This is a genomic window from Actinokineospora terrae (genome assembly GCF_900111175.1).
Classification (GTDB): Bacteria; Actinomycetota; Actinomycetes; order Mycobacteriales; family Pseudonocardiaceae; genus Actinokineospora; species Actinokineospora terrae.
Genome location: NZ_FOGI01000009.1, coordinates 166,209 through 179,538, shown reverse-complemented (window position 1 = coordinate 179,538; position 13,330 = coordinate 166,209). Strand labels below are relative to the sequence as shown.

Below are 13,330 nucleotides of genomic sequence, written 5' to 3'. Positions count from 1 at the left end.
GCGCGCGTCGGTCCTCCAGCGAGTGGGCGGTGTCCACCTGTTCGATGTTAGGGCCTGCGCCCGCGTAGGGTTCGCCGCATGCGCGTGCTGGCGATGCTCGACGGAACCCTCGCCGACCCGGGTGCCCCGCACATCAGGGTCGACGACCTCGGCCTGACCAGGGGCGATGGCGTGTTCGAGACCGTGCTGGTCGTCGACGGGCAGCCACGGGAACTGGGTCCGCACCTGGCCAGGTTGAGCCGGTCCGCGGCGATGCTCGAGCTGCCCGCACCGGACCTCGCGGCCTGGGAGCGCCTGGTCGGGATCGTGATCGGCGCGTGGACCGAGCCGGGCGAGATGGCGGTGAAGCTCGTCTACACCCGCGGCCCCGAGTACAGCGGCGGCGGCCCGACCGGGTACGCGATCGGCCTGCCCATCGGCGGTCGGGCGGTGCGCAACCGGACCTCGGGCGTCACCGCGGTGACCCTGGAGCGCGGGTTCGACCCGGCCGTCGTGGAGCGCGCGCCGTGGCTGCTGCTCGGCGCCAAGACGCTGTCGTACGCGGTCAACATGGCAGCCATGCGGCACGCCGAGAAGCTGGGCGTGGACGAGGTGATCTTCGTCGGTGACGACGGGACCGTCCTCGAGGGACCGACGTCCACGGTCGTCGTGGCGAGCGGCGGCACGCTCCGCACCCCGCCGCCGTCGAGCGGCGTCTTACCCGGCACCACCCAGGGCGCGCTGTTCCGCGCCGCCGAGCGGGCGGGGTGGTCGACCAAGGTCGAGCCGCTGCGCGCCGACGAGTTGGCCACCGCCGACGGCCTGTTCGTCGTCTCCAGCGTCCGCAAGGTCACCCGCGTGCACACCCTCGACGGCGCCGCGCTGCCCGACGCGACCGAGCTCGGCACCGCGCTGAACGCCCTGTACGAGGCCGAATACCGGTAACCGGACAACCCCTCAATTGGTTCAACCAATTGGCGGATGATCACGAGCGCCCGGTCCTGCTGTGCTGGGGCAGCCCCGAAAGCGGGGTCTCCCGTGCGAAAGGTGGGACTCGTGAAACCCAGCAAAGTCCTCGGAGTCGTGTTCGCCGCCGTGTTCGCGGCCACCACGTTATCCACGCAAGCGAGCGCGGCCGAATACCGGTGGTCGTGCCGCACCGTGCCCGCCGGCTACACCTACGTCATGGTGCGGGCCGACGTCGGCTGCGAACCGCTGTACTACGTGACCCTGCCCGAGCCCGGCCTCTGGGCCTGTCGGGTGCCTGCGGGCTGGACCTACACCGCGACCAGGGCCTCGTCCAACTGCTGGTGGAACGACCAGTACCTGCTCGCCAAGGCCTAGTCGTCATCCGCGCAGCCTGATCCGCGTACCCGGCCTGGCCTGGGCCAACGCGGCCAGGTGCCGTTCCGGGACGACCCCCACCACCGGGTAACCGCCGGTGGTGGGGTGGTCGGCGAGGAACACGACCGGGCGGCCGTTGGCCGGGACCTGGATCGCGCCGGTCACCACGCCCTCGCTGGTCAACTCCCTGCCCTCGAACCCGGGCGCGCGCCGCAGCGGGTCGCCGAGCAGCCGCAACCCCACCCGGTTGCTCTCCGGCGACACCGACCACACGGCCGCCGCCAGCTGGGCGCCCGCGTCGGCGAACCAGTCGTCGCGCGGTCCGAGCACCACCGGCACCGCGAGGAAGTCGGGCGGACTCGGCGGCGGCACCGCGTCCTCGCCGACCGGCGGCCCGACCGGGTCGCCCACCGGCAGCACGTCCCCCACGGCCAGCGGAGCGGGGCCGATCCCGGACAGCAGGTCGGTCGAGCGGGACCCCAGCTGCGGCGACACGGTGATCCCACCGGACACGGCCAGGTAGGTGCGGACCCCGGACAACGGTGTGCCCAGCGCCACGACGTCGTCGGCGCGCAGGTGGACCGGCGCGTGCGAGTCGACCAACCGCCCGTTGACCTGCACCGACACGCTCGGCCCGGTCACCGCCACCGTGCAGGACGACCCCGCGCGCAGCGAGAGCCCACCGAGGACGCACTCGATGCCCGCCGCGTCCTCCGGGTTGCCCGCCAGCCGGTTCGCCAGCCGCAGCGACGGGACGTCCAACGCGCCGGACGGGGGTACGCCGAGGTGGGCGTGGCCGGGTCGGCCGAGGTCTTCGATGAGGGCTAACGGGCCGGTGGCGAGCACGGTCAACACACGGCTCACGACACCACCTCGAAGCGGACGCGATCGCCCGGGGACAACAGAGCGGCCGGTTCACGAGTCGGGTCGAACAGCGCGGCAGCGTCATCGGCGAGTCTTGCCACCAGCCGCCATCCGCCGGGTGACGAGCGCGGGTAGATGCCGGTGAACTCCCCGGCCACGCCAACGGACCCGGTCGGAACGCGCGTGCGGGGGTTACCGAGCCGAGGCTGCTGCAACAGCTCGGGTAGTCCAGTCAGGTACGCGAAGCCGGGAGCGAAACCGCAGAACGCCACGGTGTAGTCCGCGCTCGAATGCAGGGCGATCGCCTCATCGACGCTCAGCCCCGCCGTCTCCGCGACCAACTCCAGGTCGGCGCCGTCGTAGACCACCGGCAGCGTCACGTCCGCGCTGTCACCGACCGGCGCCGCCGAGAGATCAGCCTGGTCCAACACCGCCTGGACCTGCCGCGACCCGGGCGAACCCGGCTCGAACGACACCAGCACCGTCCGCGCGGCGGGGACCAGCTCGACCAGACCGGGCAGTCCGGTGAGCGCGGCCCGGGCAGCGGCCACCTCGCTCAGCGAGTCGACCTCGACCAGCACCGCGTCCGGCCCACACCGCCGCAGCCGCATCCGGGTGCTCGGGTCAGCCGACCACGCGGCGCAGGTACGCCGAGGTGTGCGGCTGCAGCTCCTGGCCGACCATCGCCCGCTCCTCGACGTAGGCCAGGTCACCGCCGTTGACCAGCCCGTAGAGCCGCTTCGCCGCGTTGACCTCCTTCGCCGAGGAGGTCCGCAGCACCACGTCGGTGTCCAGCTCCCACGAGGTCTGCGTGCGCGGCGAGCCGTAGTAGATCTCCGAGATGCCGGTGGCGTGCACCAGCAGCACCTCGATCGTGTCGTCGGCCTGCGGGCGCCAGAACCCGGTCTCCCGCGCGGCGGGGCGGATGACCTTGCCCTCGTCGTCGAGCAGCCACGCACGCGCCTCGTAGTGCAAGAACGGGCGGCCGTCGTGCGCGAAGGTGATCTGCTGGCCGTACTTGAACGGCCCGCCGATGGTCGGGTAGACCACCTCGCCCTCCCCGCGCCACACGCCGACCAGCGGCAGCAGCGCCAGGCAGGCGTCGTTCAGCTCGGGGCCCTCGCGCAGGTTCGCGGTGTCCGCCGGGATCGGCAGGTCGTCGAACTGGGGGATGTTGCGGTGCCCGGTGACCTCCGCGCGCTCCGCGGCCGCCTGGATGGCCGCGTCACCGCTGCCGGGCACCGGCCCGGTCGCGTCAGCGGGCATCAACGCTGGTCGGCGTAGAGGCGGTAGACGACGTACCCGGCGAACCAGGTGGTCAACAGGCCCACCAGGACCAACAGCGAGGTGAAGAAGATTTCCACGGGCAGAGGATACCGCCCGGCGGCCCGGCCCACGCGTGGCGCTGGTCCCACGGGGAAGGCCCCGGGCACGTGCCCGGGGCCTTCCCCACACCACTACCGACCAAGACCGGCTGTACTAGCCGACCGAGACAGCGACCTTGTGCAGCCCGGGGCCGTCCGCGCTGACCTTGACCTCACCGTTGCCGCTGCGGTGCAGCGCGCGCACGGTCCACTCGCCGGGCGCGGCGAAGAACCGGAAGTCGCCCCCGGCGGAGGACACGACCTCGGCGGTGAACTCCCCGCTCGCGTCGAGCAGGCGCACGAACGCGCCCTCGACCGGGGTGTCACCGCTGGTCACCTTGCCGTCGAGCACGACCTCCTTGCCCGCGTCCACGTTCGCGGGAAGAGCGATGCCCTGCTCCGGTGCTCCACAAGAGCTCATGACTGTCCTTTCCGTCCCGACCGGTCTGGCCGGGAAGTGCTTAGGCGCCGACCTCGACCGGCACGCCGACCAGGGAGCCGTACTCGGTCCACGACCCGTCGTAGTTCTTCACGTCCGAGTAGTCGAGCAGCTCGTGCAGCGCGAACCAGGTGTGCGACGAGCGCTCGCCGATGCGGCAGTAGGCGATGGTCGCCTTGCCCTCGTCGAGGCCCGCGTCCTTGTAGAGCTCGCGCAGCTCGTCGTTGGACTTGAAGGTGCCGTCCTCGTTGGCCGCCTTGCTCCACGGCACGTTGATCGCGGTCGGGATGTGGCCCTTGACCTGCGCCTGCTCCTGCGGCAGGTGCGCGGGGGCGGCCAGCTTGCCGGAGAACTCGTCGGGCGAGCGCACGTCGACCAGGTTCTTGGTGTTGATCGCGTCGACCGCCTCCTGGCGGAACGCGCGCAGCGACAGGTCCTGCTCTTGGGCGGTGTAGGTGGTCTCCTCGCGGGTCACCGCGTCGGCGTCGAGCGGGCGGCCGTCGAGCTCCCACTTCTTGCGGCCACCGTCGAGCAGCTTCACGGACCGGTGGCCGTAGAGCTTGAAGTACCAGTACGCGTAGGCGGCGAACCAGTTGTTGTTGCCGCCGTAGAGGATCACGGTGTCGTCGTTGCCGATGCCGCGCGCGGAGAGCAGCTTCTCGAAGCCAGCGCGGTCGACGAAGTCACGGCGGACCGGGTCCTGCAGGTCGTTGCGCCAGTCGATCTTCACCGCGCCCGGGATGTGCCCGGTGTCGTAGGCGCTGGCGTCCTCGTCGACCTCGACGAACACCACCCCCCCTGCGGTGAGGTTCTCCTCGGCCCACGCGGCCGAAACCAGCACGTCTTCGCGGCTCATCGGGCGGTTCCCACTTTCCGTTGCTTGATGGACAGGCGGTTGATCAGCAGATAGGCCTCGCAGCCGAGGCAGAACCCGAACGCGGCGTTGAGCAACGCGGCCACCAGGGCGAACGCGGTCGCCACGATGCCGAGGGGGGTGATCCCGAGCGCGTAGCCGAGCACGCCGACGACGGCGAAGCCGAACCCGACGCTCTGCGCGAACCGCACCGGGGCGGCGTCCTCGCGCTCGTCGGTCGGCTTGAGCCTGGGCGCGACGAACACCCGGTACAGCGCCGCGTACGGGGAGTAGCGGAGCCCGGCGAAACCGCCGAGCGCGAACACCACGGCCTGGGCCGCGAGCAGCGGCCACCAGCCGGTGGCCAGCACGACGACGAGGACGGCGCTGGTCAGCCAGGCGGCGAAGCGCGGACCTCTGGGGTCGACGCTCGGCCGGGGATCGGGGGGTGTGGGCATGTGGCCTCCTGACCTGCACACGGGTGGGGTCCGGTGAGGGCGGCCACGGGCGCGTCGGCGCCGCGGGTGGATCGCCCGGTCAGCCGCTCCGACACAGGCTGCTGTGCACGCGGCAGAAGTCCACCGCGCGGCGCCTGGTCAGGATGCTGCACACGGCGGCGAGAGTACCCGCCGCCCGCCCGGGCATGAGAAGGCCTGTCCAGTGGGTGGGACGGGTGATGTCGGGGTTGCGCTCGGTGAATGCGCAGGTGGTGGCCGGTCTAGGCGGGCAGGTGCGGCCGCAGCGAGGTGAGCAGCTCTTCACGTTTCGGGATTCCGCCGACGCGCAGAAGCTCGCTCCCCGAGGCGTCCACCGCGATGGTGGTCGGCGTCCGCAACACCGCGAGCCGCTTGGCCAACTCCGGCTGCTCGGTCAGGTCGACCTCGGCGTGCGCCAGGCCCGCGGTGCCGTGGGCGATCTCGGCCAGCAACACCCGGGTCTGCTTGCACGTGCCGCAGAACTCGGTGGACAGCTGCACCAGCGTCACCGCGGCACCCGGGTCGAGCGCCGCGCGCAGCTCGTCGGGCACCGCGCCCGCGGTCGACGGCCTGGCCCGGCCGCCCAACGTTCGGACCAGGAGACCGAAGACCATGGCGACGGCCACGGTGCCCAGGGCGACATACAGACCCGTCATCAGCGGCCCAGCACCAGGTTCTCGGCCTTGCCCTTGACCGACAGCACGCCCCGCTCGACGGTGACCGAGGTCGGCGTCACCTTGAACGGCAGGCTGCCCGGGTCGAGGCGCCGGGTGAACAGCTGCAGCACCTTGCCCTGGATGGCCGTGGGCAGCTTCACGTCCGACCCGCCGTTGCGCAGCTCCAGCCGCTTCGGGGCGATGGTCACCGCGCCGCCGTCGAGCGAGACGATCGAGAACACGCACAGCTCGGTCTCCTGGCCCGCGATCGCCACGGTGCCGCACAGCTTCACCCCGGCGGTGGTGCCCTCCTGGTCGGCGACCTCCGCGCCGTCCTCCTCGGTCTCCTCACCCTCGGCGGGCGCGGTGTTGACCGCCTTCTCGCTGACCGGGTCGATGGTCAGGTTCGTGATGGCGGACACGACCTCGTTGGAGTTCTCCTGGATGGCCCGGTTCACGTCGGCGGCCTTGATCCGCACCTGGCCCTCGACCTCGCGGATCGGCACCTGGGTCAGCGACCCGCTCACCAGGTCCGACAGCGGGGCCTGCACCCCGCGCAGGTCCGCGTGCACGTCGACGTCGCGCAGGGTGTCCTTCACCGGGACCCCCTTCGCGTCGATGGTCACCAGGTCGTACTCGCCGGAGGCGGCCTGCAGCAGGAAGGAGAACCCGCCGACCTTCACCGACGGGTGGTCGCGCAGGTCGAACTGCTGCTGGGCGCGCTTGGACACCTCGTGCTCGAACACCGCGGCGGCGCCGAAGTCGGCGGCGACCAGCAGCGCCACCAGCACCAGCAGCGCGATGACGAGCCTGCGCACCGCCTTCGAACGGCGGCGGGGGGCCGCGGACGGCCCACCCGTGTTCGCGCCGGAGTTCGTCATCGTCGTCATCCCGTCACCCGTCTTGTCCCGTCACGTCCACTGCTGCCTACCCGCCGCACGACTGCTACCTACCCGCTGCGCGCCGGTACGGCACGTCCCCCATGATTCCGCAGCCGGTTCCGGCCGCCCCGGACGCGTCGCCAAGTGGACGTGCCAGGCCCGCGCGGCGTTGCCCCCCGGCGGTCGTCGGCGCGGTAACACCGCATTCACAAATCGAATTCGGACCCTCTCGCTAATCCAGCGATCGCGGGTGGCGCACTGGTGGACGCAGGATTTACGGCGTCGTAACACGAGCGCCCTGAGCTGGGCGTCCACCCCGGTGAACGCCGGTCGGCGTGTGACGCGGGCGTCACGGGCACGACATTCGCCTCGACCCCGGGTTATTGTCCTGGCCAGCCGAAAACGCCACCCCGACCCTGGGGCCGCACCCCAACGCCGCGGCGCGGAATCACGCAAGAGAGGCGGACTCGTGATGAGCCTCGACCTGCTGCTGCTGACCGCCGACCCCGAGCCCGCGACCGTGGTGCCGTCGCTGATGCTCCTCCCGCACACCGTGCGCACCCAGGCCCCCGAGGTCACCGCCCTGCTGGAGGCGGGCTCGCGCGACGCCGTGATCGTCGACGCGCGCACCGACCTCGCCGCGGCCAAGAGCCTGTGCAGGCTGCTGACCAGCGGCGGCGACAGCTGCCCGGTGCTGGCCGTCGTCACCGAGGGCGGCCTTGTCGCGATCAACAGCGACTGGCGTATCGACGAGATCCTGCTGCCCACCGCCGGACCGGCCGAGGTCGACGCCCGGCTGCGGCTGCTCACCACCCGCGGCGCCGCAGGTGCCCCGGTGGACGGAGCGCTGCGCCTCGGCGAGCTCGTCATCGACGAAGCCACCTACATGGCCCGCCTGCGCGGCCGCCCGCTCGACCTCACCTACAAGGAGTTCGAGCTGCTCAAGTACCTCGCGCAGCACGCGGGCCGGGTGTTCACCCGGGCGCAGCTGCTGCAGGAGGTCTGGGGCTACGACTTCTTCGGCGGCACCCGCACCGTGGACGTGCACGTCCGGCGGCTGCGCGCCAAGCTCGGCGTCGAGCACGAGCAGCTCATCGGCACCGTGCGCAACGTCGGCTACAAGTTCGTCCAGCCGCCCAAGGCCGGTGCCCGGCGCGAGCTGTCCCACGACGCGGACCGCGGCAGGCGCGTGGACGCCTAGACCTGCTCGATCTGGGTAGGTTCGGTGGTGTGACCGACCTGACCTGGCGCCCCGACAGCCCCGACGCCGCGGCTGAGCTCCGCCCGCTGCTGCGCGCAGTCGCCGAGGTGGACGGCAGACCCGAGGTCGCGGCGGACGGTCCGCTGCCGCGCGAGTTCCGCGGCGGCGAGCACCTGCTGGCCACCGATGGGGTCGAGCTGGTCGGGTACGCCCACCTCGACACCGACGGCGACTCGTTCGGTCGCCAGGTCGCGGAGGTCTTGGTGCGGCCGGACGCGCGCCGTCGTGGGGTCGGTTCGGCCTTGGTCGACGCGGTCATCGCCCGTGCCGCCGAGGGCACCCGGTTCTGGGCGCACGGCGACCACCCCGGGGCGGCTCGGATCGCCGGGTCGCGGGGGTTGTCACGGGTTCGTGAACTGCTGACGATGCGCATCGACCTGGCCGCGGCCGAGCTGCCCGAGCCGGTGTGGCGCGAGGGCGTGCGGGTGCGGACCTTCGAGCCGGGGCGGGACGAGGCCGCCGTCGTCGAGGTGAACAAACGCGCCTTCGACTGGCACCCCGAGCAGGGCTCGTTGACCGTCGCCGACGTCGAGGCGACCGAGGCCGAGCCGTGGTTCGACCCGGCGGGGTTCTTCCTGGCTGTGGCCGCGGACGACGCGCTGCTGGGGTTCCACTGGACCAAGGTGCACTCCGGCGGCGTCGGCGCAAAGGGGCGGGAGGGCGGGAGAATCGGGGAGGTGTACGTCGTCGGCGTTGACCCGGGCGCGCAGGGGGGCGGGCTCGGCAAAGCGCTGACCCTCGCCGGTCTGGCGCACCTGCGGGCGCTCGGGCTGGGTGAGGTCATCCTCTACGTCGAGTCCGACAACGCCCCCGCCGTTGCTGTTTACAGCCGATTGGGGTTCACCCGTTCGGCCGCCGACGTTCAATATGCACGTGCAGAAGCACCGAGCGTCTAGCCGGTTACTCAGCGCATACGTACAGGTCACGACAAAGCCACGACCAGGCGACGCGCGTATCGCAACGGTCACGAAAACGGGCTTGTTCACCCTGCGTTCACCACTTCAAGGGCATTCGTCCACTAGTGCTGCCTAGCGTCGCGGCGAGGCGGCGGACGTAGGGTCACGTCGCGACCTGAGAACTCTCCTGCCTGGAGGAATTAACCGTGATCAGCAAGCGGCCAGTGTCCGTGCTCGGCCTCGTGGCGGCGGGCGCCCTCGCCCTCACCGCGTGCGGCAGCGACAACAACACCACGCCGGGTGGGAACAACTCCGCTGCTCCCGCACCGACCGCCAAGGCCCCCGTCGAGTGCGGCGGCAAGAAGGACCTCGTCGCGGAGGGCTCCAGCGCGCAGAAGGGCGCCATCGAGGCGTTCGTCTCCGCCTACGGCGCGAAGTGCTCCGGCCAGCAGCTGGCCTACACCCCCTCGGGCTCCGGCGCCGGTGTCAAGCAGTTCAACGCGGGCATCGTCGACATCGGCGGCTCCGACTCGCCGCTGAACAAGGACAAGGGCGAGGTCGACAAGGCGGCCGAGCGCTGCAAGGGCAACCCGGCGTGGAACCTGCCGCTGGTCTTCGGCCCGGTCGGCATCGCCTACAAGCTCGACGGCGTCACCAGCCTGACCCTCACCCCGGAGCTCGCCGCCAAGATCTTCAGCGGCGCGGTCACCAAGTGGAACGACCCGGCCGTCGCCGCCGCCAACACCGGCGCCACCCTGCCGGACAAGGCCATCACCGTCATCTACCGCGGTGACGAGTCGGGCACCACCGACAACTTCCAGAAGTACCTGAAGGCCGCGGGCAAGGGCGCGTGGACCAAGGACGCAGGCAAGAAGTTCAACGGCGGCGTCGGCCAGGGTGCCCAGGGCTCCGCGGGTGTCGCGGACGCCATCAGCGCCGGTGACGGCACCATCGGCTACATCGAGTGGTCCTACGTCCAGGACAAGAAGCTCTCCGCCGCCAAGCTCGACAGCGGCTCTGGCGCGGTCGAGCTCGGCGCCGAGGGCGCCGCGGCGGCCATCAAGTCCGCCAAGGTCAAGGGTTCCGGCAACGACCTGGTCCTCGACCTCGACGCCCTCTACGCCAGCAACACCGCCGGTTCCTACCCGCTGGTGCTCGCGACCTACGAGATCGTCTGCTCCAAGGGCTACGACGCCGACACCGCGAAGGCCGTCAAGGCGTTCCTGACCGTGGCCGCCACCGACGGCCAGAGCGCGCTGGCCGACGCGGGCTACGTCCCGCTGCCCGACGAGTTCCAGGTCAAGCTGCTCGACGCCATCAAGGCCATCGCGTAAGTCCACCTGGCACACTGCGAGCCGAGAACGACGACCGAACATGAGCGATTCCGACACGGTCGGACGCCCCGGGGCCCCTGGTTTAGCCAGGGGCCCCCGGGGCGGCGCGGCGCCCGACACCGCACCGGAGGCACCGATTTCCACTCCGAAGGGTTCTGGTGGGACCCCCACCCAACCCCCCAAGGTGATCACCCGTCCGGGTGACAAGATCTTCAAGGCGTTGACCGTCGGTTCCGGCGTGTTCGTCGTCGCCATGATCGCGCTCATCGGGATCTTCCTGCTCATCCAGGCGATCCCCTCGCTCGCGGACAACCAGGCCAACTTCCTCTTCGGCCGCGACTGGGACGCCGACCCCGAGGGCGGCCTCGCCTTCGGCGTGCTCGACCTGCTCCTGGTCACCGTGTTCAGCGCGGTCTTCGCGCTGATCATCGCGATGCCGGTCTCGCTGGGCATCGCGCTGTTCCTCACCCAGTACGCCCCGCGCAGGCTGGCCAGGCCGTTCGCCTACCTGGTCGACCTGCTCGCCGCGGTCCCCTCGATCATCTACGGCCTGTGGGGCGCCTACGTCCTGGCGCCCGCGCTGTCGCCGATCAGCACCTGGCTCAACGAGAACCTCGGGTTCATCCCGCTGTTCGCCACCGGCACCTCGAACCTGGCCATCGGGCAGACCATCTTCACCGCGGGCATCGTGCTGGCGGTCATGCTGCTGCCGATCATCACCGCGATCAGCCGCGAGGTGTTCGACCGCACCCCGTCGATGCAGGTCGAGGGCGCGCTCGCGCTCGGCGCCACCAAGTGGGAGGTCGTGCGGACCACCGTGCTGCCCTTCGGCCGCGCGGGCTACATCAGCGCCTCGATGCTCGGCCTCGGCCGCGCGCTCGGCGAGACCATCGCGGTGCTGATCATCCTGAGTTCCACGACCTCGCACTTCGGCTTCAGCCTCTTCGACGGCGGCGACACCATCGCCTCCAAGATCGCCCGCGCCGCGCAGGAGTTCAACGACCCGCGGGGCGCCGGTGCCTACATCGCGGCCGGTCTGGTGCTGTTCGTGCTCACCTTCGTGGTCAACGCGTTCGCCAGGGCCATCATCGCCGGTCACAAGGAGTACGAATGAGCACCGCGACCGACCTGAACCGGCCTGCGGCGCCCCCCGCGTTCCAGGAGATCAACGCGTCCCGCCGGTTCAAGAACCGGCTCGCCACGATCCTGGTCGGCGGCACCTTCGTGCTCGCCCTCGCGCCGCTGGTGTGGCTGCTGATCACCGTCATCGCCAAGGGCTTCCAGCACGTGCTCAACGCCGACTGGTGGCAGAAGTCGCTGGCCGGGCTCACCTCCCGCCAGTTCGGCGGCGGCGTCTACCACGCGATCATCGGCACCCTGCTGCAGGGCCTGATCTGCGCGGTGATCGCGGTCCCGATCGCCATCCTCGTCGCGGTGTACCTCGTCGAGTACGGCAAGCGCTCCCGGCTGGCCAAGGCGGTGACCTTCACCGTCGACATCCTCTCCGGTGTCCCCTCGATCGTCGCCGCGCTGTTCATCTACGCGCTGTGCATCACCACCCTCGGCATGCCGCGCAGCGCGTTCGCGGTGTCGCTGGCCCTGGTGCTGCTGATGATCCCGGTCGTCGTGCGCACCACCGAGGAACTGCTCAAGATCGTCCCCGATGAGCTGCGCGAGGCCGCCTACGCACTCGGCGTGCCCAAGTGGAAGACCATCGTCAAGATCGTCATCCCGACCGCGCTCTCGGGCATCATCACCGGTGTCTCGCTGGCCATCGCCCGCGTCATGGGTGAGACCGCGCCGGTGCTGGTGCTGGTCGGCTACACCACGTTCATCAACTACGACCCGTTCGGCGGCTCGATGGCGTCGCTGCCGCTGCTGATGACCTCGGAGCGGCTGACCACCAACGAGGTCGGCGAGGCAAGGGTCTGGGGCGCGGCGGTCACGCTGATCCTCATCATCACCGTGTTCAACCTGCTGGGATCGCTGATCTCGCGGCTGACCTCTCTGAAGACGAAGTAGGCGGGACAATGGCCAAGCGCATCGATGTCAAGGACCTGAACCTCTTCTACGGCAAGTTCCACGCCGTCGACGGGGTGTCGCTGGCGGTGCCGCCGCGCAACGTGACCGCCTTCATCGGCCCGTCCGGCTGCGGCAAGTCCACCGTGCTCCGCTCGCTCAACCGCATGCACGAGGTCATCCCCGGCGCCCGCGCCGAGGGCAAGGTCCTGCTCGACGGCGAGGACATCTACGCCTCCACCGTCGACCCGGTCTCCGTGCGCCGCACCATCGGCATGGTCTTCCAGCGCCCCAACCCCTTCCCCACCATGTCCATCCGCGACAACGTGGTGGCCGGGCTGAAGCTGGCAGGCGAGGGCGACCGCAAGAAGCTCGACGAGGTCGCCGAGCAGGCCCTGCGCGGCGCCAACCTCTGGGCCGAGGTCAAGGACCGCCTCACCCGCCCCGGCGGCGGCCTCTCCGGCGGCCAGCAGCAGCGCCTCTGCATCGCCCGCGCCATCGCGGTGCAACCCGACGTCCTGCTGATGGACGAGCCCTGCTCCGCCCTGGACCCCATCTCCACCCTGGCGATCGAGGACCTCATCCAGGAGCTGAAGAAGGACTTCACCATCGTCATCGTCACGCACAACATGCAGCAAGCCGCCCGCGTGAGCGACCAAACCGCCTTCTTCAACCTCGCAGGCGTAGGCCAACCCGGCCGCCTCGTCGAACTCGACGACACCGAGCGCATCTTCTCCAACCCCAGCCAAAAAGCCACCGAAGACTACATCTCCGGCCGCTTCGGCTGATCATTTCTGTCGGCGAGGGGGCTGGGCGCACACGCACCCGGCCCCCTGCCTTTTCTTGTACCTAGGGTCAACAACGTTGGCCGACAAGCGCTCCTCGGAGTCGCTGGTGCCAGGCCGGCTCGATGGGGCGGACTTGTTTTGTGCGGGGTGGCGGCGTCCGTAAGCTCTCCGCGCGG

The 13,330-nt window shown here is 70.7% G+C and carries 16 protein-coding genes; 8 read left to right on the top strand and 8 right to left on the bottom strand.

From position 1 onward, the window contains the following. Nucleotides 1-78: 78 nt before the first annotated feature. Complete coding sequence (locus tag BMY07_RS21705; RefSeq protein WP_092781660.1) at nt 79-924, top strand: aminodeoxychorismate lyase; 846 nt, start codon at nt 79-81, stop codon at nt 922-924. A 111-nt stretch (nt 925-1,035) separates the two neighbouring features. After that, nucleotides 1,036-1,323, top strand: coding sequence for a hypothetical protein (locus BMY07_RS21700; RefSeq protein ID WP_092781657.1), 288 nt, complete (start codon nt 1,036-1,038; stop codon nt 1,321-1,323). A gap of 3 nt (nt 1,324-1,326) precedes the next feature. Here the strand turns inward: BMY07_RS21700 and BMY07_RS21695 are convergent, their stop codons facing one another. The 8 genes from BMY07_RS21695 to BMY07_RS21660 all read right to left on the bottom strand — a co-directional run bounded on the left by BMY07_RS21695 (nt 1,327) and on the right by BMY07_RS21660 (nt 6,865). After that, nucleotides 1,327-2,187, bottom strand: a complete 861-nt coding sequence (locus BMY07_RS21695) for a 5-oxoprolinase subunit C family protein (protein WP_092781653.1) — start codon at nt 2,185-2,187, stop codon at nt 1,327-1,329. Further along, on the bottom strand, nt 2,184-2,798 hold the full coding sequence (locus tag BMY07_RS21690; protein ID WP_092781650.1) for a 5-oxoprolinase subunit B family protein: 615 nt from the start codon (nt 2,796-2,798) through the stop codon (nt 2,184-2,186). The genes BMY07_RS21695 and BMY07_RS21690 overlap by 4 nt, the downstream gene beginning before the upstream one ends. 13 nt (nt 2,799-2,811) lie before the next feature. Further along, nucleotides 2,812-3,453 carry a heme-binding beta-barrel domain-containing protein gene (locus BMY07_RS21685; RefSeq protein WP_092781647.1) on the bottom strand — a complete coding sequence of 214 codons (642 nt, stop codon included), beginning with the start codon at nt 3,451-3,453 and terminating at the stop codon, nt 2,812-2,814. Nucleotides 3,454-3,666: 213 nt separating this feature from the next. Then, nucleotides 3,667-3,972, bottom strand: coding sequence for a DUF1416 domain-containing protein (locus BMY07_RS21680; protein ID WP_092781644.1), 306 nt, complete (start codon nt 3,970-3,972; stop codon nt 3,667-3,669). 40 nt (nt 3,973-4,012) lie between these two features. After that, a complete protein-coding gene (locus tag BMY07_RS21675) occupies nt 4,013-4,846 on the bottom strand; it encodes a sulfurtransferase (RefSeq protein WP_092781641.1) in 834 nt (277 codons plus the stop codon). After that, nucleotides 4,843-5,301, bottom strand: coding sequence for a DUF4395 domain-containing protein (locus BMY07_RS21670; RefSeq protein WP_092781638.1), 459 nt, complete (start codon nt 5,299-5,301; stop codon nt 4,843-4,845). Before BMY07_RS21670 ends, BMY07_RS21675 begins: the two co-directional genes overlap by 4 nt. 260 nt (nt 5,302-5,561) lie before the next feature. Further along, nucleotides 5,562-5,975, bottom strand: coding sequence for a thioredoxin family protein (locus BMY07_RS21665; RefSeq protein WP_177215697.1), 414 nt, complete (start codon nt 5,973-5,975; stop codon nt 5,562-5,564). Then, nucleotides 5,975-6,865, bottom strand: a complete 891-nt coding sequence (locus tag BMY07_RS21660) for an LmeA family phospholipid-binding protein (protein WP_092781635.1) — start codon at nt 6,863-6,865, stop codon at nt 5,975-5,977. Before BMY07_RS21660 ends, BMY07_RS21665 begins: the two co-directional genes overlap by 1 nt. 463 nt (nt 6,866-7,328) lie before the next feature. Between BMY07_RS21660 and BMY07_RS21655 the strand changes: the two genes are divergently transcribed. The 6 genes from BMY07_RS21655 (at nt 7,329) to pstB (ending at nt 13,154) form a co-directional block, all read left to right on the top strand. After that, on the top strand, nt 7,329-8,057 hold the full coding sequence (locus tag BMY07_RS21655) for a winged helix-turn-helix transcriptional regulator (protein WP_092781632.1): 729 nt from the start codon (nt 7,329-7,331) through the stop codon (nt 8,055-8,057). 29 nt (nt 8,058-8,086) lie between these two features. Further along, complete coding sequence (gene mshD, locus BMY07_RS21650; protein WP_092781629.1) at nt 8,087-9,013, top strand: mycothiol synthase; 927 nt, start codon at nt 8,087-8,089, stop codon at nt 9,011-9,013. 206 nt (nt 9,014-9,219) lie between these two features. Further along, a complete protein-coding gene (gene pstS, locus BMY07_RS21645) occupies nt 9,220-10,347 on the top strand; it encodes a phosphate ABC transporter substrate-binding protein PstS (RefSeq protein ID WP_092781626.1) in 1,128 nt (375 codons plus the stop codon). Nucleotides 10,348-10,531: 184 nt separating this feature from the next. After that, complete coding sequence (gene pstC / locus BMY07_RS21640) at nt 10,532-11,461, top strand: phosphate ABC transporter permease subunit PstC (RefSeq protein WP_245782556.1); 930 nt, start codon at nt 10,532-10,534, stop codon at nt 11,459-11,461. After that, nucleotides 11,458-12,369, top strand: a complete 912-nt coding sequence (gene pstA / locus BMY07_RS21635) for a phosphate ABC transporter permease PstA (RefSeq protein ID WP_092781620.1) — start codon at nt 11,458-11,460, stop codon at nt 12,367-12,369. The genes pstC and pstA overlap by 4 nt, the downstream gene beginning before the upstream one ends. 8 nt (nt 12,370-12,377) lie before the next feature. After that, nucleotides 12,378-13,154 (top strand): phosphate ABC transporter ATP-binding protein PstB, encoded by a 777-nt coding sequence (pstB, locus tag BMY07_RS21630; protein ID WP_092781617.1) that lies wholly within the window; start codon nt 12,378-12,380, stop codon nt 13,152-13,154. Nucleotides 13,155-13,330 lie beyond the last annotated feature (176 nt).